General features: G+C 61.8%; 22 protein-coding genes. 3 read left to right on the top strand and 19 right to left on the bottom strand.

The genetic code is table 11. The features are described 5' to 3' along the window. Positions 1 to 85: 85 nt before the first annotated feature. On the top strand, positions 86 to 1444 hold the full coding sequence (locus WC811_RS14975; RefSeq protein WP_372646734.1) for an Nramp family divalent metal transporter: 1359 nt from the start codon (positions 86 to 88) through the stop codon (positions 1442 to 1444). Between the two features lie 162 nt (positions 1445 to 1606). Further along, complete coding sequence (trmFO, locus tag WC811_RS14970; protein WP_372646733.1) at positions 1607 to 3034, top strand: methylenetetrahydrofolate--tRNA-(uracil(54)-C(5))-methyltransferase (FADH(2)-oxidizing) TrmFO; 1428 nt, start codon at positions 1607 to 1609, stop codon at positions 3032 to 3034. A 7-nt stretch (positions 3035 to 3041) separates the two neighbouring features. Here the strand turns inward: trmFO and WC811_RS14965 are convergent, their stop codons facing one another. The 6 genes from WC811_RS14965 to yajC all read right to left on the bottom strand — a co-directional run bounded on the left by WC811_RS14965 (position 3042) and on the right by yajC (position 9854). Then, complete coding sequence (locus WC811_RS14965; RefSeq protein WP_372646040.1) at positions 3042 to 5516, bottom strand: hypothetical protein; 2475 nt, start codon at positions 5514 to 5516, stop codon at positions 3042 to 3044. Between the two features lie 19 nt (positions 5517 to 5535). Beyond that, a complete protein-coding gene (locus WC811_RS14960; protein WP_372646038.1) occupies positions 5536 to 6354 on the bottom strand; it encodes a squalene/phytoene synthase family protein in 819 nt (272 codons plus the stop codon). A 51-nt stretch (positions 6355 to 6405) separates the two neighbouring features. Further along, on the bottom strand, positions 6406 to 6783 hold the full coding sequence (locus tag WC811_RS14955; protein WP_372646036.1) for an Mth938-like domain-containing protein: 378 nt from the start codon (positions 6781 to 6783) through the stop codon (positions 6406 to 6408). A gap of 30 nt (positions 6784 to 6813) precedes the next feature. Next, a complete protein-coding gene (secF, locus tag WC811_RS14950) occupies positions 6814 to 7791 on the bottom strand; it encodes a protein translocase subunit SecF (protein ID WP_372646034.1) in 978 nt (325 codons plus the stop codon). Between the two features lie 12 nt (positions 7792 to 7803). Continuing rightward, the gene (secD, locus tag WC811_RS14945) at positions 7804 to 9426 is read right to left on the bottom strand and encodes a protein translocase subunit SecD (RefSeq protein ID WP_372646032.1); all 1623 of its coding nucleotides are present in this window, start codon (positions 9424 to 9426) and stop codon (positions 7804 to 7806) included. 89 nt (positions 9427 to 9515) lie between these two features. Then, positions 9516 to 9854, bottom strand: a complete 339-nt coding sequence (gene yajC, locus WC811_RS14940) for a preprotein translocase subunit YajC (RefSeq protein WP_372646030.1) — start codon at positions 9852 to 9854, stop codon at positions 9516 to 9518. 227 nt (positions 9855 to 10081) lie between these two features. Here yajC and WC811_RS14935 point away from each other — a divergent pair, with 227 nt between their 5' ends. After that, on the top strand, positions 10082 to 10939 hold the full coding sequence (locus tag WC811_RS14935; protein ID WP_372646028.1) for an ATP-binding protein: 858 nt from the start codon (positions 10082 to 10084) through the stop codon (positions 10937 to 10939). A 181-nt stretch (positions 10940 to 11120) separates the two neighbouring features. Here WC811_RS14935 and WC811_RS14930 read toward each other — a convergent pair whose 3' ends face one another. The 13 genes from WC811_RS14930 to argS all read right to left on the bottom strand — a co-directional run bounded on the left by WC811_RS14930 (position 11121) and on the right by argS (position 24444). Next, a complete protein-coding gene (locus WC811_RS14930; RefSeq protein ID WP_372646023.1) occupies positions 11121 to 12596 on the bottom strand; it encodes a LysM peptidoglycan-binding domain-containing protein in 1476 nt (491 codons plus the stop codon). Positions 12597 to 12972: 376 nt separating this feature from the next. After that, a complete protein-coding gene (gene surE / locus WC811_RS14925; RefSeq protein ID WP_372646021.1) occupies positions 12973 to 13737 on the bottom strand; it encodes a 5'/3'-nucleotidase SurE in 765 nt (254 codons plus the stop codon). 58 nt (positions 13738 to 13795) lie between these two features. Further along, the gene (serS, locus tag WC811_RS14920; protein ID WP_372646019.1) at positions 13796 to 15076 is read right to left on the bottom strand and encodes a serine--tRNA ligase; all 1281 of its coding nucleotides are present in this window, start codon (positions 15074 to 15076) and stop codon (positions 13796 to 13798) included. Positions 15077 to 15578: 502 nt separating this feature from the next. Next, complete coding sequence (locus WC811_RS14915) at positions 15579 to 15734, bottom strand: hypothetical protein (RefSeq protein WP_372646017.1); 156 nt, start codon at positions 15732 to 15734, stop codon at positions 15579 to 15581. A 237-nt stretch (positions 15735 to 15971) separates the two neighbouring features. Then, the gene (locus WC811_RS14910; RefSeq protein WP_372646015.1) at positions 15972 to 16097 is read right to left on the bottom strand and encodes a hypothetical protein; all 126 of its coding nucleotides are present in this window, start codon (positions 16095 to 16097) and stop codon (positions 15972 to 15974) included. Positions 16098 to 16246: 149 nt separating this feature from the next. After that, positions 16247 to 17071, bottom strand: coding sequence for a twin-arginine translocase subunit TatC (gene tatC, locus WC811_RS14905; protein ID WP_372646013.1), 825 nt, complete (start codon positions 17069 to 17071; stop codon positions 16247 to 16249). 4 nt (positions 17072 to 17075) lie between these two features. Continuing rightward, entirely contained in the window at positions 17076 to 17516 is a 441-nt protein-coding gene (gene tatB / locus WC811_RS14900) for a Sec-independent protein translocase protein TatB (RefSeq protein WP_372646011.1), read from the bottom strand. Between the two features lie 47 nt (positions 17517 to 17563). After that, positions 17564 to 17773, bottom strand: coding sequence for a twin-arginine translocase TatA/TatE family subunit (locus tag WC811_RS14895; RefSeq protein WP_372646009.1), 210 nt, complete (start codon positions 17771 to 17773; stop codon positions 17564 to 17566). Between the two features lie 220 nt (positions 17774 to 17993). Further along, a complete protein-coding gene (scpB, locus tag WC811_RS14890) occupies positions 17994 to 18845 on the bottom strand; it encodes an SMC-Scp complex subunit ScpB (protein ID WP_372646007.1) in 852 nt (283 codons plus the stop codon). Between the two features lie 40 nt (positions 18846 to 18885). Continuing rightward, positions 18886 to 19722, bottom strand: coding sequence for a ScpA family protein (locus tag WC811_RS14885; protein WP_372646005.1), 837 nt, complete (start codon positions 19720 to 19722; stop codon positions 18886 to 18888). Positions 19723 to 19795: 73 nt separating this feature from the next. Then, positions 19796 to 20818: a beta-N-acetylhexosaminidase gene (nagZ, locus tag WC811_RS14880; protein WP_372646003.1), complete on the bottom strand. Its 1023-nt coding sequence runs from the start codon at positions 20816 to 20818 to the stop codon at positions 19796 to 19798. 117 nt (positions 20819 to 20935) lie between these two features. Continuing rightward, the gene (locus tag WC811_RS14875) at positions 20936 to 22621 is read right to left on the bottom strand and encodes an SPOR domain-containing protein (RefSeq protein WP_372646001.1); all 1686 of its coding nucleotides are present in this window, start codon (positions 22619 to 22621) and stop codon (positions 20936 to 20938) included. Between the two features lie 62 nt (positions 22622 to 22683). Further along, the gene (gene argS, locus WC811_RS14870; RefSeq protein WP_372645997.1) at positions 22684 to 24444 is read right to left on the bottom strand and encodes an arginine--tRNA ligase; all 1761 of its coding nucleotides are present in this window, start codon (positions 24442 to 24444) and stop codon (positions 22684 to 22686) included. Between the last annotated feature and the right edge of the window lie 44 nt (positions 24445 to 24488).

The raw sequence follows: 24488 nt of genomic DNA, 5'->3' as shown, positions 1-24488 counted from the left end.
CACCGTTCTTGACTGTTACAGCCTTCTCGACCACTCTAGTTGCAAATGATTATCATTTGCGAAAAGAGCGGAACCCGTCGTGGACATGCGGACAAGCACTTCGCCAGCCGCGGCTGAGCTGACAGCGGACGGGACTTGGCGCAATCCGGCGAAGGAGCCGTCTCTTTCGGACGTCTTCCGCACTGTCCCGGTTTCCGGACATTCGACTCGCTGGCGGCGGCTCGCTGCCTTCTTCGGTCCGGGCTACATGGTCGCCGTCGGCTATATGGACCCGGGCAACTGGGCGACATCCATCGCTGGCGGCTCCAAGTTCGGCTATGCGCTGCTGTTCATCGCGCTCCTCTCAAACATCATGGCCATCGTCCTGCAATCGCTGTGCGCGCGGCTTGCCATCGGGTCCGGACGCGACTTGGCGCAGGCGTGCCGCGACGGCTATCCGCAGTGGGCGGCCTATCCGCTCTGGCTGTTCGCCGAGATCGCGATCATCGCCACGGACGTGGCGGAAGTGATCGGCACGGCCATCGGCCTCAACCTGTTGTTCGGCATTCCGCTAGAGATCGGCGTGCTGCTCACGGCGCTCGACGTCTTTGTCGTGCTGCTGCTTCAGCGGCTTGGGTTCCGCTATCTCGAAGCCTTCATCATCACGATGCTCGCCGTTATCGCGATCTGTTTCGCGGTGCAGATCGCGATGGCCGATCCCGAATGGGGCGCCGTGATCCGTGGCTTTGCGCCGACGACGGAAATTCTCAGAAATCCCGAGATGCTGTATCTCGCTCTCGGCATCATCGGTGCAACGGTGATGCCGCATAATCTCTATCTGCATTCGGCCATCGTGCAGACGCGCGATTACGGCACCACGACGCCGCAGAAGCGCGAAGCCTTGAAGTTCGCGACGATCGACTCGACGGTCGCGCTGTGTCTGGCGCTGCTGATCAACGCGTCGATCCTGATCCTCGCGGCAGCTGCGTTCTATACCCATGGCAAGACGAACGTGGTCGAACTCAGCGAAGCCCAATCGCTGCTGCACCCGCTGCTCGGCTCGGCCATCGCGCCGACGCTGTTCGGTATCGCGCTGCTCTGCTGCGGCCTGAACTCGACCGTCACCGCGACGCTTGCCGGTCAGACGGTGATGGAAGGCTTTCTCCACATCCGCCTTGCGCCGTGGATTCGCCGCCTGATCACGCGTTCGGTCGCGCTGCTTCCGGCCGCCGGTGTGACGTTGCTTTACGGTGAAGCCGAAACGGGCAAGCTCCTGATCCTGACGCAGGTGGTTCTGAGCCTGCAACTGCCGTTCGCGGTGATCCCTCTCGTGCAATTCACGGCGAGCCGGGGAAAGCTTGGCGACCTCGTTGCGCCGCGCTGGCTGACGGCGGTTGCGGCCGTGATTGCGGTCATGATTATCGCCCTCAATACGAAGCTGGTTTACGATTATTTCCTGAGCTAGACGGATTTAGGCGCTATCGGGCTGGCGCTGGCATTGTGCCATTTGCGTTGGGCCGTCGCCGCGCCTAAGAAGGCGCCTTAGGCCGTTTGAAGCGCCCCATCGCGCCCGCTTTCCCGGCCGACGAGACAATCATCCTCCTCAGACCGAAGAGACACCGTGCAGATCGATCGACCCTCCGCTGTTCATGTCATTGGTGCCGGGCTCGCCGGATCGGAAGCCGCCCACCAAATCGCGGCGGCTGGTACGCCGGTGGTGCTGCACGAGATGCGGCCGCTTCGCTCGACGGAAGCGCACAAGACCGATGGTTTCGCGGAGCTTGTCTGCTCGAATTCGTTCCGGTCCGACGATTGGGAAAACAATGCGGTCGGGTTGTTGCACGAAGAGCTTCGGCGCGCGGGTTCTCTCATCATGGCGGCCGCCGACGTCCACAAGCTGCCAGCCGGTGGCGCGCTCGCGGTCGACCGCGATGCCTTTTCGGCGGAGGTCACCGCCCGGCTTTCCGCAAATCCGCTCGTCACTATCGCGCGCGGCGAGCTTGAAGGTCTTCCGCCAGAGGATTGGAAGAATGTCGTCGTCGCGACGGGGCCGCTGACATCGCCATCCTTGAGCGCCGCGCTCGCGCAATTGACAGGCGAAGATTCCCTCGCGTTTTTCGACGCCATCGCGCCCGTCATCCATCGCGATTCCATCGACACCTCGATCTCATGGTTCCAGTCGCGCTACGACAAGGCCGGCCCGGCCGGCACCGGCGCCGATTATCTCAACTGCCCGATGTCGAAAGACGAATACGAAGCGTTCATCGATGCGCTTCTCGCTGGCGAGAAGACCACATTCAAAGAGTGGGAGGCGTCGACGCCCTATTTCGACGGCTGCCTGCCGGTCGAAGTGATGGCGGAGCGCGGGCGGGAGACGCTGCGTTTCGGGCCGATGAAGCCGGTCGGGCTTGACGATCCGCGAACGGGGCGATGGCCTTATGCCGTCGTGCAGCTTCGCCAGGATAACGCGCTTGCCACGCTGTGGAACATGGTCGGATTTCAGACGAAGCTAAAGCATGCGGAGCAAGTGCGCATTTTCCGGATGATCCCGGGCTTGCAGAACGCCGAGTTCGCGCGGCTCGGCGGCCTGCACCGCAATACGTATCTCAATTCCCCCAAGTTGCTCGACCGCTCTCTGCGGCTCAAAGCGATGCCTCGCCTGCGTTTCGCGGGGCAGATCACCGGCGTCGAGGGATATATCGAGAGCGCGGCCATCGGCTTGCTCGCGGGACGTTTCGCAGCGGCAGAGGCGACCGGCATGACGTGCGACGCTCCGCCTCCGACGACGGCGCTCGGCGCCCTTCTCAACCACATCACCGGCGGTCATATCGTGAGCGACGACGGCGAGCGCGGCGCGGCGCGATCGTTCCAGCCGATGAATATCAACTACGGTTTGCTGCCGGATCTCGATGCCAACCCGACGCACGACAAAAGCGGGCAGCGGCTCAAGGGGCCGGAGCGCGGGCGCGAGAAGAAACGGATCATGTCGCGGCGGGCGATTGCAGATCTCATGAGCTGGCTTGGCGAAGCCTCGCTCGCCAAGCGCACGGCATAGTGCGCTGCTAATTGTTACCGGATGACGGCGCGAACGCCTTCGGGGTAAATTCGTCGTCAGCGGCGGCAGGCGCTGGCGGCGGGGCCGGCGCTTTCGTCTCAACGGCCACCGGCGATTGCGATACTGCAGGTCCGGAGGTTGTTTCCGACGCCGCAACCGGTGGAGCCGCAGTCGGAGTTGGCGTCGCCGTCGTTGCGAGCGCGGGGACTGGCGTTGCGGGGGGCGCAGGCATGGCGGCTGGAGTGGCCGACCGGCGCAACTCGATCGACTGCATCGGCGCTGTGGCTGTTGCAGCGGTGGCGGCGGGCGGCGGCTCGCTTCCGGGCGGACCGGAGGTCACGCCAATGGTATCAGGCGTCGTCGGCGCCGGATCGTCGAGGACCGGAACAGCGGTATCTGCCTCCGGCAACGCGGGCGCTGCGACGTTCGACGGCAGCGCTCCGGTCGCCGCTCTTTCAATCTGCGATTTCGACAGAATAGAATTGGCGTCCGGCATCGACGTATCCGGCTCGGCAGCCACGGGTGGCGGCATATCGGAAGGCGACGGCACGACGTAGCCGGTGGGATCTGCGTCCGGGCCGTCTCCATATTTCGCGAGCACGGCTCTCGCCTTGTCGGCTACGGCGTCGGCAATTGCGGCCTGTCCTTCAGCCGTCGGATGGAACGCGCCCGAATAGGTCGAGGCAAGGATCGCCTGGAAGGGAGCAAAGGCTTCGATGCGGAGATACTTGGTCAGGAAGCCTGCGGCGGCGTGAAAATTGCCGGTCATGAAGGCATCATTGGGCGTCCGAAACCAGCGTTGGCGCGCTGCATAGGCCTGATAGTCGGCCGGATTGTAGGGTGTCCACATGCCGTCGATCTTGCGGGGAAGACGAAGATCATCGACGTCGCTCACGCCCTCGACGCTCAAGCCCGCGCAGATACCCCGCCCGATGAATGAGCGCCGATGTGTTTCGACAAACGTCCAGCCGAATTCGTTGGCGCTTTCGCGCATCTGCCGATTGAGCTTATCCGCGAACCACGTTCCGAGCTTCAGTCTGGTGCGGTCGAGTTGGAAATCGGGAACGACGTCCATGCCGGCATTGCCGCTTGCGCACATCTCGCTGCCGTCGCCCTGAAGCGCCAAGCCGGGATAGGCGACGAGGAGAATACGGTCGCTCTCCTCCCACGGTACGTACAGAATGCTGTGCAGGGCGCGATTGAGCGACTTATAGCGCGGTCCCAGGTTTTCGAGCGCGGCAGTCGACTCGGCATCGCTGTGAATTTCGCCGAGCCAGCCGCCGAGCTCGCGCAGCAAGGACTCATTCGAAAGCACAGTATTTGCAATCAGCCGCGAAAAGCCGATGTCGTTGCCGCCGATTGATAACAGCACGAGGTCGATCTTGCGCGCGACGTCCTGCGGACATTTGCGCATGATGATGTCGCGCAGTTCGGGCACCGCGCCGTTCTGATAATACGCGTCGGGCAGGTTCAGGGCTTCGGTCTTGTTGTTTCCGCATTGGGCTTCGGCGACCGCCGAGATCTGTGAAAGCCGCGGCGGATTGGGAACCCATTCGTTGCCCTTGTAGCGCAGGAACAATCCGCCCGTGATTTCAGCTCCGGCACACGACACGCCGACGAACGTCACCGCGCGATGCGGATCCTCGACGGCCAATTGAAGCGCGGTGCGCATTTGCTCGGAGTAGAGCGATCGATGACAAGCCTGATCGAGCCAGCGGGCGTTTTCCTTGATGAACGCGTTGTCACCAAGATCGCGCCACGGACCGATGCGGGCCGGATATCCGGTCAGGCTGCCATAGAGGCCGATGGTGCTGTAATCGGCAGTGCGCTCGCGCGAGAACCTGACGGCCATGTCGGGATTGCCTTCGCCCGAGGCGAAGCTATCGCCCATGCCCGCGATCAAAATATCGCGGACCTTGATGTCGAGTTTCGCGATCTGACGGCCGCCGATTTCAACGGTGATCAACGCGCCGCCCGGATAGGGGACGACGAAGCGGGCTGAGGCGTTGCACGGCTGGGTGATGACGTCGCCACGCGGATTCTTGGCGTCGCCGCGCGGTGACGATAGCCACGTACACGACAGCGTCGAGGCGTCGTCGATGCCCGTGATCTTCGCTATGACGGCGTGATGCGTCGGGTTCATGTAGTCGTCGTAGGCTTTGCACTTGAAGCGGTTGTTGCTCCAGCACGTCTTGTCGAACATCGACGCTGCCCAGCCGTCGCGATCGTTGCGCTGCAGGGCGTGTTCCTCCGAGAGGATCGGCGTCGTGCGCTCACGCGGGCCGAGAGCGCGGTACGTTTCGCGATGGGCGTTGGTGTCGTTCGGATCGACAAAGAACCGAAACGGATTCTCGATACGCCAAGTCACGACGGGCGCTGCTTCGGCGCTTCCGGGCATTGCGAGTCCCATGACCGCGCAAACCAACAGAAGGAACAGCCCCGCCGCGATTCCTCGCGGTCCTTGTCTCAAGCGAGATGCCATCTAACCTCTTCGCCGGCCGTCAAATGCGGCCTGACCAATGCGCACGCGCGATACGCCACAATCGAGCAATAGGCGCCACGTCCACGATATCGCGCGCCGGCTCGTGCCGAGGGTTTTGCAAAGCGCGAAAATAGGGCTCCACAAGGGCAAGCGGCAGAAGGGCGGTCGTAAATGAGCGTGGTTTGCCCGTGAGATGACGCCGCACGTCCCGAAGCGCCCCGCCGCCTTCCGCCGCAAACCAAGCGATTTGCGGCCGCCAGTCCGCCGCACTGCCTTCTTCGTAAGGGTTCGGAGACCGCGCCAAAGGAATGAGCGCACGCTGGTGCATCAAGGCATAGGGCAGCTCTATGCCGAGGCGGGCGAAGCCGGAGGCCCGCGCCGCCGCATCGGCTGTCTGGTCATCCAACTCGATGCTGAGAATGGAGGCCGCAAGCCGAAACGGCGTGCCGTCGATGACGCGAAGCCGCGCGAAAAGATCCTCGTCGCTCGACGGCGGTTCGGCGTAGAGGGCGTCGGCGTGGGCTGCCAGGTAATCTTCGATCCGGCCGAGCGACAGAGCGCGTCGGCGGATCACCTCGGCAAACGCATCAAGCACCGGATTGCCCGAACGGCCGCTTTCGCCGCGGCTCAGAAATGCGTCACGCCACCAGGCGACCCGAATTTCCCCGAGGGAGGCTTCGCTCACCTGGCGGGAAATGCGTTCGATCTCGCCGGTGAACGCAGCAAGCGCGATCAGATCATCGCGCGTTTCGGCAGGGGCGAAAAGCGCCGAATAGAAACGATCGGGCGCATGGGCACGGGCGCTTGCACGTACTGCGTCAAAATCCACCGTCCGCATACCCACATTCTCACGCGTTGCTGGCCGTACGCATCATGACATGGCGGCGCGTCAGGGAACCGCGATCAGCGCCGCCGCGATCGGACGCTTTTCCGCGATCAGGATATTGTAGGTGCGCGCCGCCGCTCCTGTCGACATCGGCTCGAGGCCAATGCCGGCCTGGGCGAAGGCAGCGTAGATTTCGGGGCTGGGCCAGACCTGCTTTTCGCCGGTACCGAACAGCACCGTTATCGGCGCTTCGAGGCGGCTCAACAGGACATCAACGTCGGCGGTGGCTATCGTCTCGATGCTGGACGCCGACCAAGCATAAATGCCGGTTGGCAGACAAAGCACCGAACCGCGATGGCTCATGTCCGCGAAACGAAAACCGCCGTTGCCGTAGGCGGTAATCGGCGTTTCGTAGGGGTACCGGGCGGCCTCGCTGGTCATGACGGCGCCGCCCCGATAAAATTCGTTACCTCAGGCTTTGGCCTTGCCCGCCTTCGTCGCGGCGATCGCCTTGGCCGCCTCCTCGCTCCAATCGCGCTTCACGCCGAGGTAGCCAAGCAGCGGCGCCGCGATGAAGATCGACGAATACGTACCGATGAGCACGCCCAAGAGCATCGCGAGGTTGAAGCTGCGGATCACCTCGCCGCCGAAGATATAGAGCGCAAGAAGCACCGCGACAGCCGTCACGCCCGTCAAAATCGTGCGCGATAGGGTCTCGTTGATCGACAAATTCAGAAGCTCGTTGAGGTCCATCTTCTTGAACTTGCGAAGGTTCTCACGAATGCGGTCGGACACCACGACGGTGTCGTTCACCGAATAGCCGAGAATCGTCAGAAGCGCCGCGACCGTCGACAGATCGAATTCGATGTGAAAGAGCGAGAAAATGCCCGCCGTGACGAGGACGTCATGAGTCAATGCAACGACGGCGCCGACCGCAAACTGCCATTCGAACCGGAACCAGACGTAACAGACGATCGCGAGAATGCCGGCAGCGACCGCGATGAAACCAGTCATGCGAAGCTCGCTCGAAACCGCGGGACCGACGACCTCGACGCGCCGCTGCGTGTAATCCGCGTCGGTCGTAGCCGTGACCTTTTTCAAGGCTTCCTGTTGAGCGGCCTCTCCTCCCGGTTGCTCTTCGAGGCGGATGAGAACGTCGTCGGGTGTGCCGAACTCCTGGATCTGGACATTGCCGAGACCCAGATCGTTGAGCTTAGCGCGCAAGGCGCTGATGTCGGCGTTGCCCGATTTCGCCTTCAGCTCAATCAGGGAACCGCCCTTGAAGTCGACCCCGTAGTTGAGGCCGAACGTCATGCAGAGCACGAGCGAGATCAACATCAGAATGATCGACGCGGCGAGTGCAGGTCCCTTGAACTTCATGAAAGGCAAGCGAAGGTCGTGCGGAAAGAAGTCGACGCCCTTGAAGACCGGAATAAGTTTCATCAACACGGAAGACGTCTCCTAGACCGGAACGGTCTGAATGCGGCCCTTAGGCTGGGCCTTGAGCCAGAACCAGATGAGCATTCTGACGACCGTCACGGAGGCGAAGATCGAGGTCAGAATGCCGATCGTCAGCGTAACGGCAAAGCCGCGGATCGGACCGGACCCCAGCCAGAACATGATGATGGCGCAAGCAAGCGTCGTCAGCTGACTGTCGGCGATGGTCACGAAGGCGCGCTGGAAGCCGGAGTCAATCGCCGAAACCGATGTCTTGCCTGCGCGTAGTTCTTCGCGGATGCGCTCATAGATCAGGACGTTCGCATCGACGGCCATCGCCACGCCCAAGACGAGACCGGCGATGCCAGGCAGCGTCAGCGTCGAACCGATCAGCGTCATCAGAGCTACCGTCATGATCAAGTGAACGAGCAAGCCGACGCAGGCGAAGATTCCGAATGTGCCGTAAGCGAGAACCGTCAAGATGATGACGGCGATGCCGCCGACGATGCCGGCGAGTTTGCCGTCGGCAATCGAGTCGGCGCCGAGCGAAGGTCCGACGGTGCGCTCTTCAACAATTGTCAGCTTGGTCGGCAGCGAGCCCGATCGCAGCTGAACCGCCAGCTTGTTCGTGCTTTCAACCGTGAAGTTGCCGGAAATCTGACCGGAGCCGCCGAGGATCGGTTCACGGATCACCGGGGCAGACAGCACCTTATCGTCGAGGACGATCGCGAACGGGCGTCCGACATTATCTTTTGTGAAGTTCGCGAACTTGCGGGCGCCGACCTGATTGAAGCGGAAATTAATGACGGCTTCGCTGTTGCGACTATCGAACCCGGGTTGGGCATCGGCAAGGTCTTCGCCCTGTACGACGGGCTGCTCACGGAGAAGATATTCGCTCGGGCCGCCTTCGTCCTTGTCGTTCGGATAGATCTTGTAGCCCGTCGGGATGCTGGTCTGCTTGGCTTCTTCGGCCGAGAGCGAAGGATGCACTTCGTGGAACGTCAACTTCGCGGTTTCGCCGATGAGCGCCTTCAGCTCTTTGGTATCCTTGAGGCCGGGGAATTGAATGAGAATCCGATCAGCGCCTTGGCGCACAATCGTCGATTCCGAAGTGCCGAGGTTGTTGACGCGGCGGTTGATCGTCTCGATCGAGGCGGCGGCGGCGTTTGAAATGCGGGCGCGCATTCCCGCCTCGCTCGGCTTGACGATGACGGCGCCATCATCGTTTCCGGCGGTGACATCGACGTCGTAGCCCCCGGATCCAAGCACGGCGCTACCGATCGTCTGGCGGATTTTGTTGAGTTCCTTGATGGCCTGATCGCGCTCATCGGGCTTTGCGAGCTTGATCACGAGCTGGGAGCCTTGAACGCCGATGCCCGTGAACCCAATTTTCGCGTCGCGGAGCGCCTTGCGCGATTCATCCCTGAGGTTGGTCAGCCAATCTTTTTTGATCTCGTCCTGGTCCATGGCGAGCAGCAAGTGCGCGCCGCCTTGCAAGTCGAGCCCAAGCCGCAACTGATTGTGCGGGAGGAACGAAGGCCACGACGCGACGGTCTCCTTCGAGAAGAAGTTCGGCAGCGCGACCACCAGCCCGGCGAGGCAGGTGAGCAAAATCAGGATGATTTTCGTGCGGGTAAATTGCAGCATCGGATGGAGGTCTCGTGCATTGAAAGATGTGCGGAACAAAGGCCGCACATCGGGCGCTATTTATTTTTTCGCACGCGGATTGAATTCAATCACGTTGCGTCTTTGACAGGTTCGCCCTTGGTACGCACTTCCAGCAAGGTGCTCTTCACGATGCGGACCTTGAAATTTTCAGCGAGTTCGACCTCGATTTCGTCGCTCGTATCGGACGCCTTCGTGACTTTCCCGACCATGCCGCCTGAGGTGACAACCGTATCGCCGCGGCGAACCGAGTTGACCCGTTCGCGAAGCTGCTTTGCGCGCTGAGACTGCGGACGGATCAACAGGAAATAGAAGATCCCCAGCATCAGGAGCATCGGAATGAGCAGACCGCCAAGGGGGTCCATGGCGCTTGGGCCGCCTGCCTGTGCGAACGCGGAAGTCGTAAACATTGTGAAGGAACGTCCTCTTGGATGCGATTGAAATAAGCACTGCCGCCCCGAAACCCAATGGGCCGGGCGGAAGAACCCCTCAAATTCGGGCGGACTATAGTGGTCCGAGGCCCTTTTGCAACCTCGCAAAGGCCCGTGAAATGGCGTTGGCATGCGGTGCCATTGCGATTAAACACGGTTTTCCCGGCGGATAGCTCGTCGGGCTTTTGCCTTTCTGGAAATCCCTCATGAGTGACGCCGACGCCTATCGCCCGCTTTTGGAGCGTATCGCAGATGCCCTTGAACGGTTGAGCCCGCCGCCGGTCCGCGCCGCCGACTTCGACGCCGCCGGCGCTTTCATCTGGCAGGCAGATAGCAACAGCTTCGATCCGGTGCCGGAGGTTAGCCGCGTTCCCCTTAAACTGCTCAAGGGCATCGACCGGACGGCGGGGATACTCCTCGACAATACCCGGCGGTTCGCCGCCGGCTTCCCCGCCAACAATGCCCTTCTCTGGGGAGCTCGCGGCATGGGGAAATCGAGCCTCGTCAAGGCGGCCCACGCCGATGCCGTTAGCCTCAACGGCGGCCTGAAGCTCATTGAAATTCACCGCGAAGATATCGCGTCGCTGCCAAAGTGCCTCGCACTTCTCAAGGCGGCGACACCCTTGCGCTTCATCGTTTTCAGCGACGACCTTTCGTTCGATCACGACGACACGAGCTACAAATCGCTCAAGGCCGTTCTCGACGGCGGCATCGAAGGCCGCCCCACGAATGTTATTTTTTACGCAACGTCGAACCGGCGGCATCTGATGCCCCGCGATATGATCGACAACGAGCGGGCGACGGCGATCAATCCCGGCGAAGCGACGGAAGAAAAAGTCTCGCTGTCGGATCGTTTCGGGCTTTGGCTCGGATTCCACAATGCGAGCCAGGACGACTATCTCGCGATGGTGCGTGCCTATGTCGATCACTTCGGCATCGCCATCGATGACGCCGAGCTTGAGCGTGATGCGCTCGAATGGTCGACGACGCGTGGCGCGCGTTCAGGGCGCGTCGCCTGGCAATACGTGCAAGACCTCGCCGGCCGGCGCAAAGCATCTCTTTAGTTGGCGCTTGCGACTCCGCTTCGCGGAGCCGGCCGCAAGCGCCGCTGCAGGTATCACGCTGGCGGCAGCGGCGCGGAACGCACGTCGCCGAGTGGCAAACAAATAAAGAGAGCCGGATCTTGCGACCCGGCCCTCAGCTTCCCTCTGTGCCAGCGCGTTGCCCCCGCGCTAGAGAGTCACGTCAGAGCTTTTCGAGATACGGAACGGGATCGACCGGTCTCGAACCTTGACGCAATTCAAAATGAACCTGCGGCCGATCGACGGAGCCGGTCTTACCGGCTTTCGCGATGACCTGACCGCGCTTGACCTTGTCGCCGCGCTTCACGAGCACTTCGTCGTTGTGCGCGTAGGCCGTCACCCAACCGTTGTCGTGCCGAAGCAAAACGAGGTTGCCATAGCCTTTGAGTTCGCTGCCAGCATAGGCGACGATGCCCGTTTCGGCTGCATGAACTTCAGTCCCCAGCGGCACCTGAAGATTGATGCCGTCGTTGTGGGTTCCATCAGGACGGCTGCCGAAACCAGCGATCACCTTGCCGCTCGCTGGCCAGCGCAGCTTGACGCTATCGACGGATGCCGGAGCGGACGACGGCGGCGGCGCGGCGATCGCAACCTTCTGCTCGACAACGTCCGGCTTACTCTCAGGCGCGGACGGCTGCACGGGCGGCACTTCGGGAGACGCGTCCGTCGCCTTGTCGGAGAGCGAGGCAACGCGCTTCTCGCCATTGATGATGGTCGGCTGCATCGTGTTCGCTTCGCCGTAACGCTGCGACTCCGAGGGCTTCGCATCGGTCGACGGCGCTGACGGAGCGGGTTGCGCCGATGCGACCGGCGGCAAAGGCGGAACGGTCGGCGTGTTCTCGGCCACGCGTGGCGGCGCTTCGTTCGCGCCGGCGCCTGGAATTCGCAATGTCATTCCAGGCTTGACGCGACGCGGATCGCTGATGCCGTTGACCTGCTGCAGCTCCGAGAATCGCACTTTGTGAGCGCGCGCGATGCCATAAAGGGAGTCGCCCGGCCTCACGGTGTAGCTGGCTCCGTAACGCGCAGCGACGTCGGGCGATGCTGGAGCAAGCGGAACCGGAGCAGGCCTTGCCGCTTCAACCGCCGCACTTGCGGCGGAGGCGCTCGATCTCGGCGAGGGACCGCCACCGTCCACTGCGGGGAGGTAGAGCTTCTGACCCGGGTGAATGTTCGGGTTGCCGAGGTTGTTGACCGAAGTCAGATCCGCAAGCGAGACGCGATGGCGGCGCGAAAGACCATAGAGCGTGTCCCCCGGCTGCACCTCGATCAGTTCGCCCTTGGCGACAGGCACTGCATGCAACGGCCTTGCGCGTTCCTGGCTCGCCACATTTGGCGTTCGACCAAACGGCTTCGCCTGATATGCAGGTTGCTGGTACGCAGGCTGACGATACGCGGGCTGCTGCGGCGGCGCGTAAGAGCGGTCGTTGTCGGCATCGGGAAGCGCGGCGACCTGCACGGACTTAGCGCCGGCACCATAGGGCCCACGCGGCGTCGAAGCGTCGACGGATTGGTTATCGCTTAGTGCACTTGTGTGCACCGATTCCGACGGGACAGGATTGCTTCCCGTCTCGGGCGGATCGTTAAGCGCGAATGAAGAACTGTCGAAGCGCGTGACATCCGCGCTGCAGCCCGCCAAGGAAAGGCCTGCAAATATTAAAGAAAACGCTCTTGCGGACTTGAGGCCCAAGCGCCCGCATAGGCCAACGCCAACACAACTCATCATGGTACGCACCTCTACTCGCACCATCCATTAACCTTTAACCGGTTAACAGGCGGTAAACACCGCCGCGCGATTTTATTCCGATGCCCCGAAATTTGATGAGAACTGCCCGCCCCTGCCCCGGGAGAGAGCCGCCCTTAGAGAAGGGATAGGCCTCGATGACGATGCATTGCGCATCGCGTCCCGAGTATTCTTCAACTAGATGACAATTGCGCTCGCTTCGCGGAGGGATTTCGTCAATCCGGCGGCCTTTTGCGGCGGAAGACGCGACCGAGCAGCGGCGAAAATTCGCTCAGGCAAGGCGGCTGGCGAGAGATTTCAACGCGCTACGATCGGTGAGATCGACGCTCAGCGGCGTAACGGAAATTTTGTTTTCAGCGATTGCCGCGAGATCCGTTCCAGTGATGAGCGTCGATTTCCTGCGCTCGAAGCCGAACCAGAAATACGGCGTTCCCCACGGGTCGGTGCGGCTGTCGATATCGAGGAGGGCTTGGTCGCGCACGCCTTGCGATGTCACCGCGACGCCTTTGACCGCATCGGGCGGAGCGTCGGGAAAATTGACGTTGACGAGCGTCTTCGGGTTCCACTTTTCATCGAGCAGCTTCTTGATGAGCGACGGCGCGTGCGCGAGTGGCGTGTCCCAGATCGCGCGTCGGGCGCCCTCCTCGAACCCCATCATCAGCGATAGCGCGATCGACGGAATGCCGAGCAGAGCGCCTTCCATCGCCGCGGCAACGGTGCCCGAATACGTGATGTCTTCAGCGAGATTCGAACCGTGGTTGACGCCGGACAAAATGATATCCGGCTGCTGATCCTTCAGGATGTGACGAACGGCCATGATCACGCAGTCGGTCGGGGTGCCGGCGATCGCGTAGGTGCGCTCATCGAGTTTGCGCTGACGAAGAGGCGTGTGGAGCGTCATCGAATGCGATGTGCCGGATTGGTTCGTCTCGGGCGCGACCGTCCAGACGTCGGGCGAAATTCCGAGCGCGATCGCTTTTAGAATTTCGAGTCCGCGCGCGTTGATACCGTCGTCGTTGGTGATCAGGATTCTCATACGATTCTTTCGCTTGCGCTCAGCGACTCTTCCTACGGGGAGCCGGTCGCCGGGCACGTTATATCTTCATGATCTGTGCGAGGCCACCCATGTATGGCCGGAGCGCATCGGGAATGACGACAGTTCCGTCCGCTTGCTGATAATTTTCGAGAACGGCGATCAACGTGCGGCCGACTGCGAGGCCGGAGCCGTTCAGCGTGTTGACGTAGACCGGCTTGCCGCCGTCCTTGGGGCGATAACGCGCGTCCATGCGACGGGCCTGAAAATCACCACACACGGAGCAGGACGAAATCTCGCGATAGGCGTTCTGACCTGGCAACCAGACTTCGATGTCGTAAGTTTTCTGCGAGGCAAAGCCCATGTCGCCGGTGCACAGAAGCATAGTGCGGAACGGCAGGCCGAGGCGCTTCAGGACTTCCTCGGCGCATGACGTCATGCGCTCGTGTTCTTCGAGTGCGTTCTCGGGCGCGACGATGGAAACGAGCTCGACCTTCGAGAACTGATGCTGGCGGATCATGCCGCGGGTATCGCGCCCGGCGGCACCAGCTTCGGAACGAAAGCACGGCGTCCATGCCGTCATGCGCATCGGCAATTGAGCTTCGTCGAGAATTTGTTCGCGCACGAGATTCGTCAGCGAAATCTCGGCTGTCGGGATGAGCCAGAAATCGTTCGTCGTCTTGAACAAGTCCTCGGCGAACTTCGGCAAGTTGCCGGTGCCGTAGGCGGCCTGATCCTTGACCAGCATCGGTGGATTGACTTCGGTGTAACCGAATTCGCCCGTATGCAGATCGAGCATGAAGCTCGCGATTGCGCGCTCAAGCCGAGCGATCGCGCCTTTGGTAACAACGAAGCGGGCGCCGGAAATTTTCTGCGCGGCTTCGAAGTCCATCAGACCCAGCGCTTCGCCGAGTTCGAAATGCTGCTTCGGCGCGAAGTCGAATGTTCCAGGCGTGCCGACCTTGCGAACTTCGACGTTGCCAGTTTCATCCGTGCCGAATGGCACGTCTTCGCGTGGCGTATTCGGAATGACGGAGAGCACGTCGCGAATTTCGGCGTCGAGCGTGCGCTCATCCTCCTCGCCCTTAGCGATCGTGTCCTTGAGGATGGCGACCTCAGCCATCAGCCGCGATGCGGTGGCTTCGTCCTTCGCGCCTTTGGCCTTGCCGATTTCCTTGGACGCAGCGTTGCGCCGGGATTGGGCGTCTTGAAGCGCAGTCAACAATGCGCGCCGCTTGTCGTCGAGCGCGGTGATCACTGCTGCCTGCGGCTCAAGCCCGCGTCGCCTCAGACCTTCGTCGAAAGTCGCGGCGTTATCTCTGATCCATTTGATGTCGAACACGGAGGGCCTCATCACGGTCGAAACGATGAGGCCGTCCTATACGATGCTCCGGGTCCGGTCCAGCCCGAGACAATTGCGAGCCCTGGACAAATGGATGGCGCCCAAACCGGGGCACCATCCTAATTCAGGGGTTAGCGGCAGTCCCAAACGCCGTGCTCTGTAAACTGGCTGGACTGGCAGGACGCTTGGTCGCCGGCCGAAGCAAACGCGACCGTTACCGGAGAGACGCTGAGCGAAAGAGCAACAGCGGCAACTGCAATTTTCAAGAGTTTAGACATGTGCGTGGTCCTTTGAGTTGGTCTTAGGTTGGCTCAAACATTCGACCTCTCGCAGTCTCCAATCACGCTCGCCGGTAACGCTCCCTGCCCGCTGACGGTGCGGATGCACGCGTCGCGTGACAATGATTTTCGATTTTTGGGAGCGTCCCTCGCGTCTTTATCGCGCAATGGGATCACTGCATGTGTCGAACAATGGTGTCCACGCACCATCAATCTCGTGAAGCTTAGCGGCAGTCCCAAATGCCGTGAGGCGTGTAGTCATGGGCCTCGCATGCCTGGTAGGTTCCGTCACCGCTTGATGCGGCGAAAGCGATCGTTGCGGGGGAAGCGCTGACAAGAAACGCAACGGCTGCGAGAGTTGCCTTCAAAGATTTGCTCATTGGTATTGGTCCTTAGGATGAGGTTGAAATTTTTAATTCGACTGATCGTCTCACGGCTCACTCGTGTTTCTCGAACGCTCGGCAACGCTCCGCACCTCCTCGTCAGCGGGATCAAATCTCTCGCTGCCGGGCGAACCACTCTTAGGTTTTGTGAGGGACGTTCCCCGCGTCTTTGTCGCGCGATTGAACCGAAGTGAAATGATGGTGAGCGGAACGGCGCACCATCGAACTCAGGACTTAGCGGCAGTGCGTATATGCGTGATCCTGGCATACGTTGTCGTAGCTGTAGCTGGCGAATGCCACGTTGCTGGCTGCGGCTGACAATGCGACGGCTGCGACGATCACCTTTAGAAATGCGGACATCGGGGTAACTCCTCAAGTTCAGAACTTTGTTTCGCGAGCGCCGTCATCTGTGTGACCGCTCTAAAGTTCATGTACGTATTGTTATCTCGAACCGTTACCCCCGGTTTTCGAGAACGCACGACGTCAATATGGGAAGAAACGAATAGGAGCTATGCGCCTTCGCGGGCTTTCGCTTGTTGTCTCTCAACGAAACGCACCGCAAGGATCGAAGCCTCATAAAGCCCGATCGTCGGCAGAGCCATGATGCACATGCTCAAGGCATCGGGCGGCGTCAAAAGCGCGGCGGCCGCGAAGATCCCGACGATTGCATAGCGCCGCCCGTCCGCTAACGCTTGCGAGGTGACGATGCCCGTGCGCGCGAGCAGCGTTAATACGACGGGTAATTGGAAGATCAGTCCGAAGCCGAAGATCAGCGTCATGATGAGCGACAGATATTCGGAAACCTTCGGCAACAATTCGATCTCGGGTGTGCCGGGGCCGGAGGTGTGCGTCAACCCGATGGAAAACTTGATGAGCACCGGCATCGCGACGAAGTAGACCATCATCGCGCCGACGATAAAAAGCACGGGCGTCGCGATGAGGTATGGCAGGAACGCGCGACGCTCATTCTTATAGAGGCCGGGCGCTACGAATTTATAGACCTGGGTCGCGATGACGGGAAACGACAGAAAGGCAGCGCCGAACATCGCGAGCTTAACCTGCGTCATGATCTGCTCAAGGAAGTGCGTCGCGATCAGCTTCACATGGTCGTTGCCCGACGCCCACATGTAGGGCCAGACCAGCACGTTGTAGATATGGCCGGAGACGGAGAAGCAAATGAAGAACATCACGACGAAGGCGCCGAGCGCCCATATCAGCCGTTGACGCAGTTCGATCAGATGATCGAGCAACGGCGCTTTGCTGGCGTCGATGTCGTCCTGGCCTTCACGCAGAGGCTCGTTGTCCGAGCTGGACGTCGGAAGACGCTCCTGCATCGCGTCAGGACTCCGTCTTGGCGACGGCCGGCGGCGCCATCTCGGACGGCGGCGCGGCCGATGGCGGCGCAGGAAGCGGAGGCGACGGAAGCGCGCTCGCAGCTTCCTGTTGGAGTTCAGCCGGCTGTTGGGATTGAGGTACGGAACTCGGCGTGACCGGCGGCTCAATCTTGGCCGCTGCTCCGGCTTCGTCGATCGTGCTCTTGACCTTCATGACTTCGGAGTTGATCGAGCTCTGCATCTGCGCGACTTCCTTGCGCATCGAGTCGAGCTCGGCCTCGCGCATGGCGGCATCGAATTGCGCCTTGAACTCGTTGGCATGGCGACGCGCCATCCCGGCATAGCGGCCGAGCGTGCGCAGGAACACCGGCAATTCTTTCGGACCAACGAAAACCAGCGTCACGATCCCAAGGATCAGAAGCTCGCTCCAACTGATGTCAAACATCGAGCAACCCTGTCGAGATCAGCTGCAACGCCGTGAGCTTGAAGCTGTCACCCGACCTTCGAGCGGTCCGGATTCGTTTCGTTGTCGATCGTCCGCGGCATCGGCATGGGCTTAGGCTCGTCGTCTTCGGCCATGCCCTTCTTAAAGCTCTTGATGCCCTTCGCAACGTCGCCCATCAAATCCGAGATCTTGTTGCGACCGAACAGCAGCAGGGCAATGACGATGAGCAGAAGAATGTGTTGCGCGCTGAAACCCATTGTAAGACCTTTCGGCGGCAGCCTTGAGTTGAGAGGGACCGCCGCTCTGCGTATCTAAGGCTTTATCGCAGAACCTCCAAGGCGCGGCAAGGTTCTGAACGCCTCATGCGGGGCAGTCGTCCCCTCATGTAAACACGTTGGCGCCAATGAAAAGCCCGAGATATCGGCGTTCGCGGGACCGCCTTCGGCAAATTAATGAAACGTAATCTTTTTCGGTGGCTTAGCTCTCGCCTTCCGGCGTGGGGGGCCTGGCGGCATCGCCGGGCTCTTCCGGCTCGTCTTCCGCGTCGAGTGCAAGTTCTTCCTGCTCTTCCTCGTCGCCGTCGTCCGTCAACGGAAGTTCGTCGGGCATCAGAGCGGCAACGTCGGTCGGCGACGGCACGGTGAACCCCGGCGGCAAGTTCGCGTCCAGCAGGCCTGAGGACTTTAGATCGGCAAGACCGGGCAGATCCTTGATGCTGTCCATGCCAAAATGGACGAGAAAATCGTCGGTCGTGCCGTAGGTCAGCGGACGCCCCGGCGCCCGGCGGCGGCCACGCGGGCGGATCCAGCCGGTCTCCATCAGCACATCGAGCGTGCCGGGCGACGTCGACACGCCGCGAATGTCCTCAATTTCGGCGCGTGTTACCGGCTGATGATAAGCGACGATGGCCAATGTCTCGAGCGCCGCTTTGGAAAGCTTGCGCTCGTCTTTCTGCTCGCGCTCAAGCAAATAGGATAGGTCGTCGGCGGTGCGGAACTGCCAGCGGCCTGCGACGCGCAAGAGGTTGACGCCGCGCTCGCGGTATTCCGACTGCAATTCGAGAAGCAAAGCGTTGACGTCGTCGCCTGCGTCGAGGCCGCGCGCAAGCGCCTTCGCGTCAAGCGGCTCGGAGGCGGCAAACAGTATCGCTTCCAGCCGGCGGAGTTTTTCGCGGGCGGCGTATGGCGAGAGAGGCGTGACGACATCCTCCGGATCGCTCAAGGCTGCAGGCAGCGCGCCATCGCTCGCCGCGGCAGCGTCATCGCCGGCGGCCGCGTCTTTCTTGTCGCGGGTGTTATCCGATACCAGTGTCAGTCTCGGCGGAACCATGGCCTCTATCAGCCCCCTTATAACGGTCTTTGCGGCCCAGCTAGCCGATCTTTTCCCACTCCGCCCCTTCCTCGCGTTTGCGCATGTAGATCGGCGCAAACGGTTCATCCTGGCGAAGTTCTATTAACCCTTCCCGCGCCATTTCGAGTGTGGCGCCGAAGGAACTTGCGAGCGCGGACCGCTCTTCCTCGTTTTTGGGCAGGTATTTTTCAAGGAAGAGGTCGAGTTGCGCCCAGTCGCCGCCGGTGGCGCCGACAAGCTTTTCGAGCCGCAGGCGCGCTTCCTTGATCGACCAGACGCGCCGCGCCTTCACGACATGGACGACGCGGATCGTGCGCCTTCTCTGATCCGCATAGGCTTTGAGCAGATCATAGACCGTCGCGGTATAGGTCGTGTCGCGCGTGACCTTGACGGGCTGCGGCAAGCCACGGGCGAAGACATCGCGATCGAGACGGCGGCGCGTCAGCAATATCGCCGCCTTGTCGCGCATCGCGTTGAGGCGCATCAGGCGGAACGATAGCTTCTGCGCCATCTCCTCGGCGGACGCGGTTTCGACGTTGTCTTTTTCCTTCGGCAGCAGCAGGCGGGATTTGAGGTAAGCGAGCCATGCCGCCATGACGAGGTAATCGGCGGCGAGTTCGAGCTTCAGACGCTGAGCCTCGGCGATGAAGCCAAGATACTGCTCAACGAGCGCCAGGATCGAAACCCTCGCGAGATCGACCTTCTGGGTGCGGGCCAAGGCCAGCAACAGGTCGAGCGGACCTTCGAATCCATCGATATCAACGACGAAAGCTTCGCCTTCGGCCGGCATATTCTCAAGGCCAGAGGCGTCCCAATCGGAAGCCGCTCCTTCGCCCTCAGGTGCCGTCTCGTTCATCGGATCTCGATTTACGTTCTTGTGGGCGTCGCCTCGCGTAGCCCGGAGGCGCGTGTCGCGACACTACACTGATTCAGACGATCGGAGTCTGCTGGTCCAAAACGTCGGCCAGGAGTTGCAGAGCCCTCTCTTTATCGTAAGGCTCGGAGCGCTCGATGCAAGCGCAAGCTGCGGCGAACCTTTCGGCGGCCCGAGCCGAGAGGGGCGGCACGCCCTCGGCCGCCGCGCGCATTTCGTCAAGGTCGCCGTTGCAATGAAGCGCGATGTCGGACCCAGCCGCGATCACGGCTTCGGCGCGCGCGCGCATCGGTCCACTCAAAGCCTTCATGCTCAGGTCGTCGCTCATGAGCAGATTATCGAAGCCGATCTCGCCGCGGATGATGTCTTTCGTGACGATGGCCGAGGTGCTCGCGGGGTTGTCGGCGTCGATGTCGGAATAGACGACATGCGCGGTCATCGCGGAGGGCAGTCCGGCGAGGGCTTTAAAGGGCGCGAAGTCGGTGGCCGACAAAATCCGATGAGGGGTCGTGACGACGGGGAGCGAGAGATGACTGTCGGCCTGCGCGCGCCCGTGCCCCGGAATGTGTTTCACGACCGGGACGACGCCGCCCGCGAGATACCCTTCGGCGACGGCTTGGGCCAGCGCCACGACCTGAGATACGGCGCGGCCATAGGCGCGGTCGCTGATGATCTCGTGGGCGCCCTCAACCGGGATATCTGCGACGGGGGCGCAATTCATCGTAATCCCAAAATTGCGCAGCTCATCGGCCGTCAATCGCGCAACTGCGAAAGCCGCCTCTTTTGCCTCTTCGGGATCTTCGGCGTAGAGGTCGGCGAACGCCGCCGCCGGGGGCAGCGCCCGCGCGATCGGCGGCTTCAGGCGCTGGACGCGGCCGCCTTCCTGGTCGATCAGAACAAGAAAATCTTTGCGCCCGACGGCGGCTCGCGTCTCGTCGACCAGGCGGGCGAACTGGGCTCTGTCGAAGACGTTGCGCCGGAACAGGATCATCCCAGCCGGCTGAACATCGCGATAGAAGCGGCGCTCGTCGGCGGTCAACGAAAGACCGGAGAGGCCAACGATCAGGCTTGCGGTCATCGTGACTTGGCTCTCCAAGATCCGTTATCGATCGGCCAGGTCCCTGAAATGGCACCGGCCGGCGTGGAAACGCCAGCCGGACGAATGGCACGGGTCACTGGCATCACTACGACGACATCAATACGACGTCACCCAGCAGCCGTGATAGCCTTCGGCTTTGAGCTGCGTGCAGACGCTGCTGGCTTGCTCGCGTGAGCCGGGCGGCCCAACGACGAGACGATCATAGACGCCCTTCGCGAGGTTCGCGGAGGCGATGTCCGGCGTTTTTCCGGCAAGGGTAGTCGAATATTTCTGCTGCATATCGGCGAACCGCTTGAGCGCATCGATGCGGCTCGACGCCGAATGCGGAACGGACGCGAGAACGGCGACGAAGCCTGTGCCGCCTCCCGACGTCGTAACCGGAGGCGCGTCAGCCGTAGCATCGGTTTCGACGGTCGGCTCGGCGCGAGCCACCTTCTTGAACTTCTTTTTCGGCGGGACGGGCGCATCTTCGCCGTCGGCCGAATTGATCGTGGTGATCTTGACCGGCTTCGTCTTCTTGGGAGGCGCCACATCGTCAGCGGCCGCGGACTGCGACTGGGCGGGTGGACTATCGGCTGCGGGCGGCGACCCACCGCCGCCGTGCTGACCGAAGACATCGACGAGCGCGGTTCCGGGAACGCCGGTTCCGCTCTGCTGCGGCGGGGGCGGAGCGAGGTCTTGGGTCGCGGTCGGCATGATGCTGCCATCGCGGCCGACCACCAGAGTCGAGACTTTTCGCGGACCGCCGTCGTCGTTCTGTGAGGCCGAGCCGTCGGCTGTACCGGTCGAGGAGCCCTGCGCCGACCCATTCGATTCGTCGGCCGATGCCGACGACGTGCCGTCGCCAAGGCGGCCCATGATCTTGGAGTCGGAATAAGGAAACTGTTTGCCGCCAGCGTCGGCGGGCTTGGTCTTGGCGGCGAAATCATCACTCTTGATGACCGGCGGTTCGCCTTCCGCGGCTCCGCCGCCCGTGAACTTCTTGTAGCCGTAAGCCATGCCGCCACCGATCACGATGGCACCGACCAAAGCCGCGACGATCATCAGCGAGCGGCGGCCGCGCGGGGCTACTTCTTCGTCTTCGTATTCGTACTCTTCCTCGTTGTAGGCGGGCTCAAGCTCGCCCCCTTCCGCCTGCCCAAAGCCCAGCTGCGGGTCGGCGTTTTGCTGCTGGTACGGATCATGGCTGAACGAATCATGCGGACCGGCCCAATCGGCGGAGCTCAGCTCGCTCTCGTGATATTGCTGCTGACCGAACGTCGGAGCGGATGGAGCCTGCTGCTGGGCGGGATAGGGCTGCTGTTGCGCGCCATAGTTCCCGGCGTCGTAGCCGCGAGGCTGCTCGACGCCACGCCCCGGCCATTGCGAGGCCGGCTGCTGAGGCTGCTGTGCGACGTAGCCCGGCGCGGGGCGGGCCTGCTGCGGTTGACTGAAATTCGGCCGTGAGGGCGGAACGTAGGGTTCGAACTGCGGCGCATAAGGATCGTGCTGACCGGCGGCGGCGTCCTGTGGATAGCGGCCGTAATCGCTCTGCTGGCCCGCACCCGGCTGAAGTTCGCTCCACTGCCCGTAGGCTGGGGACTGCTGCGGCGCGGGCTGCTGGTAATCAGGGTAATTCGGCGCCTGCTGCGGCGGCCAAGCGTTTGCTGGCTGCTGGGGCGGACGGCCGACAGGCTGCGCCTGCGGATTGACCCAGGACGGCTGTGTATTGCCCGTCTGCGTTGTGGGGCGCGCAAGCGGTCTGCCGGAATTTTGCCCGGGAAATGCGTTCTGCGAGGACATCGCGGAAACCCCCTTAGAGTGGGGCGCAAGCAGCGGTTGCGCCTAATCATCGAGTCGAGACCTTAGCGCATCGCGTCGGGCGCCTCGACGCCTAGGATCTCAAGCCCCGATTTTATCACCGTCTTTGTCGCGTAAATCAGCGCGAGTCTGGCTGAAGTCGCAACCCCGTCATTTGCCTGAATAAATCGTAAATGTGGCGAATCGTTGCCTCGGGTCCACTGGGTGTGGAGAGCGCTGGCGAGGTCATAAAGGTAGAACGCGATCCGGTGCGGTTCGTGGGCGGCGGCTGCGCCCTCGATCAGACGCGGGAAAGCAGCCAGACGCTTGACGAGATCAATCTCGCCCGTGTCGGTGAGGATCGCGAGGTCGGCTTGGCCGAGCGCCTCAGGAGACACGTTCAATCCGGCGACCTGCTCGATCGCGTTGCGCAAAACACTCGCAGCCCTCGCATGCGCGTATTGCACATAGAAGACGGGATTGTCCTTCGACTGTTCAGTTACCTTGGCGAAGTCGAAGTCGAGGGTCTCCTGGTTCTTGCGATAGAGCATCATGAAGCGGACCGGATCGCGGCCGACCTCATCGACGACGTCGCGCAGCGTCACGAACGTGCCTGCCCGCTTCGACATTTTGAACGGCTCGCCCGCTTTGAAGAGCCGGACGAGTTGTACCACCTTGATATCGAGATCGGCTTCGCCGTCCGATAGCGCCGCGACGGCCGCTTTCATCCTCGGGATGTAGCCGACGTGGTCGGCGCCGAAGACATTGATCAGATGGCGGAAGCCACGCTGCAACTTGTCGTAGTGGTAGGCGACGTCGCCAGCGAAATAGGTGTAGCTGCCGTCCGATTTTTGTAGCGCGCGGTCTTCGTCGTCGCCGTAGGAGGTCGACTTGAACAAGGTTTGGAGCCTGTCCTCCCAATCGGCATCGTCGTGACCCTTCGGCTTTTCGAGCGTGCCTTCATAAATGAGGCCCTTGGCGCGAAGCACCTCGATCGCGGCTTTGACCTGGTCGCGCCCGCCCGACGTGAGAGAGGCTTCCGAGAAGAAGACATCGTGGCGGATGTTCAACGCGGCGAGATCGTTCTTGATCATCTCCATCATCCTGGAGATCGCGAACGAACGGACGATCGGCAGCCAGCGCTCTTCCGGCATGTTGAGCAGCGATGGGCCGTGCTCGGCAGCCAGCGCGGCGCCGACGGGCTTCAGGTAGTCGCCGGGATAGAACCCATCGGGGATAGCCCCGATATCTTCGCCCAGCGCTTCGCGATATCGGAGGAATGCCGAGCGCGCGAGCACGTTCACCTGCCCGCCAGCGTCGTTGATGTAGTATTCGCGCGTGACGTCGTAGCCCGCGAAGACGAGAAGGTTCGCGAGCGCATCACCGAACACGGCGCCGCGGCAATGGCCGACGTGCATCGGCCCAGTCGGATTGGCGGACACGTACTCGACATTGAGCTTGCCGCCCTGGCTGACCGAACCGCCGCCGTATGCCGGTCCGTCCTTCAGGATGGTGCGCACCAGCGACTGCCATACGTCAGTCTTGAACGTGATGTTGAGGAAGCCCGGCCCCGCCACCTCGACCTTCGCCACATCCGGCGCGGCTTCGAGCTTCGCTTTCAATGCCTCGGCGATATCGCGCGGTTTCATTTTCGCGGGCTTGGCAAGGACCATCGCGGCGTTGACGGCAATGTCGCCGTGGCTGGCGTCGCGCGGCGGCTCGGCGTCGAACGCGGGAAGCGCCAAGTCGGCCGGCAGAAAGCCTTCCGATTTCAAGGTTTCGAGCGCGGTCGTTACGCGGGCTGCGACATCAGCGAAGACGTTCATGGAGGTCCTTATCAGTGCGCGCTGGCGACTTCCCAAAGGTGAGC

This window comes from Hyphomicrobium sp. (genome assembly GCF_041659645.1).
GTDB lineage: Bacteria > Pseudomonadota > Alphaproteobacteria > Rhizobiales > Hyphomicrobiaceae > Hyphomicrobium_B.
This window is presented reverse-complemented; position numbering and strand designations above follow the sequence as displayed.